The sequence below is a fragment of the Rhodovulum sp. 12E13 genome, assembly GCF_003340565.1.
Lineage (GTDB): Bacteria > Pseudomonadota > Alphaproteobacteria > Rhodobacterales > Rhodobacteraceae > HLUCCA09.
Window position 1 is genome coordinate 1 of record NZ_QPLK01000092.1, and the last position, 1,987, is coordinate 1,987.

Below are 1,987 nucleotides of genomic sequence, written 5' to 3' on the forward strand. Positions count from 1 at the left end.
TTTTCACCAAACGTGTGACGACACTACATCCGCACTTCATCACCCTCTCGCAACCTAACCCCTTGAAATCCCCCCACCGGCCTCTCGCAGAACTCACAAATCCCCCCGGGAGGTGTCGAACTTCGGGGGCCCGTGCTGCTTGGCGTTGCGAGCGTAGGGCTGGAGCCTGGCCAGCGGCCAGGTCTCGATCCGCTCTGGGGCGAAGCTCAGCGTCATTGTCGGGTGGTGTCCGTCGTCCAGGTGGATACCGGCCGGAGTCCGGACTCCGCATGCCGCGCTGGACTCCAGGCGGGGTCCAGCTGCGACCGGGGTATCCGGCCCGCAGGCCAGCGTTCATTGAGGTTTGCGTGGGAGGCGGGTGGATCCAGGGTCCAGGTGGCTTCCCAAAAAATCGGCCCTGACGCTGGCGATGTATCGCGCCACGCCCGCCAGCATACGATGTCGCCAGGAAGGACCCGCGAACTCGGCTGCAAGGGCTGGTGTGCGGCGGACAGGGGCCCGCAAGGAAAGGATAAGCGCCTTTCCTTTTCTAACGATCCCGCCAACGAAAGGATGGTTTTGCCCGGGACCGCGCCGCGCGCGCCTCTCCCGAGTATATCCCGTTTGTACCGCCAGAGAGCCGTTTCTGTCCCATCGAAAAGTGTCCGGCGGACACCTTACCCGGTGGCGCGACGTCTTACGCGCCACCGGCCAGTTCGATCACGCGCCGCTTCGACAGGTTGCGATTGAACCGCCGTTTGTTGAGCGTCAGCGAGATCACGCAGAGCCCGTAGAGCCAGTGTTGATGGGCGGCCGAGCGTTGCAGCCCGACAGTCCAGCAGATGGTCTTCCACCGCTCCCCGTAGGCCTTCATCCAGACGATCTTGCCGTCGTCGGGATCAAGGCAGGCGGTCCAGGTCAGCGTCTCCTCCATGCGGCTGATCGCCTGCGGCGAGGGCAGCACGCGCATGGGCTTCGGCTCCTGGCCGACCTTGTCGGCGAAGCTGTGGACGATCTCGGGCCATGTGCTGAAGTAGCCCTGCCGCCGCGGCTCGGGCAGACGCTTGAGCACGAAGGCGGCTTCGGCGAGACGGGCCTCGACCAGCGACGGGGTCCAGTTGCTTGCTGCCGCCTCGCGCGGTTCCTCACATCTTGCTTGACGCATCGCATCCCTCTGTTCTTTGTTGTTGCTATGGCGCGGTAGCTCAGTGGTCAGAGCGCTACACTGATAATGTAGAGGTCGCGGTTGTGGAGATTGTGCCAACGCCAACTCCCGTTCGAATCCCGCTCGCGCCACAACTACTGCAGGTCGGAGAATGTCATTAGCAGACTTTTTGAAAGCAGTTTCTATTGCTCGCGACGAACTTAAGTGTAGCGAGTCTGGCGCATGGTTTCGCGGCGTTCGTTATTATCGACACCGATTGTACCCAAGCCTTCTGAGGCCTACTGCGCGCATTCATAAGAAGCGCGAGAAAGATATTTATCACGAGTACTCGGATTTCTCTGACAACGAAAGCGCTAGTGAGCGATCTTGGGATCGGCTTGTTAAGCTTCAGCACTTTGGCGTGCCCACACGGCTCTTGGACTGGACTGAGGTTCTTGGGATGGCAGTGTATTTTGCAGTCAGAGATCTGCAGGGCAGTCCGAAAGAGGAGCCGGCAGTGTGGATAATCAATCCGTTCCAGATTTCCTATATGACAAGGCAGAGCATTGATCCTTACACAAAGGATACGTCCATAGGTGATTTCCACAACCAAAATGGATTCGATTATTACGAGAACTTCATTCTCAAACAGTCGTGGCCCCGAAGTTCGACAGTTGATCCGATAAGCGATTGATATTGTTGGCGGGGAGTTCGCGTTTTTGTGACGACAAGGTGCGTCAGCCCGCAGTATTCACCGAATGCGTCTGAGCGGCGGATTTGGCGGTCGTGGGCCGGTCGTGAGGACCGGTCGAGGGTTGTGCAGACCCTCCCGAGCGGCGCGACGCCTGTTGACGGTGCGCGTGG

2 protein-coding genes and 1 tRNA gene are annotated in these 1,987 nt (G+C 59.7%); 2 read left to right on the forward strand and 1 reads right to left on the reverse strand.

Features of this window, described 5'->3' with window-relative positions:
• Positions 1-676 precede the first annotated feature (676 nt).
• Entirely contained in the window at positions 677-1,144 is a 468-nt protein-coding gene (locus DLJ49_RS21125; protein WP_115395470.1) for a DUF6362 family protein, read from the reverse strand.
• A gap of 29 nt (positions 1,145-1,173) precedes the next feature.
• Between DLJ49_RS21125 and DLJ49_RS21130 the strand changes: the two genes are divergently transcribed.
• Positions 1,174-1,275, forward strand: a tRNA-Ile gene (locus DLJ49_RS21130).
• A gap of 20 nt (positions 1,276-1,295) precedes the next feature.
• A complete protein-coding gene (locus DLJ49_RS22950) occupies positions 1,296-1,817 on the forward strand; it encodes an FRG domain-containing protein (protein WP_115395471.1) in 522 nt (173 codons plus the stop codon).
• Positions 1,818-1,987: the final 170 nt, after the last annotated feature.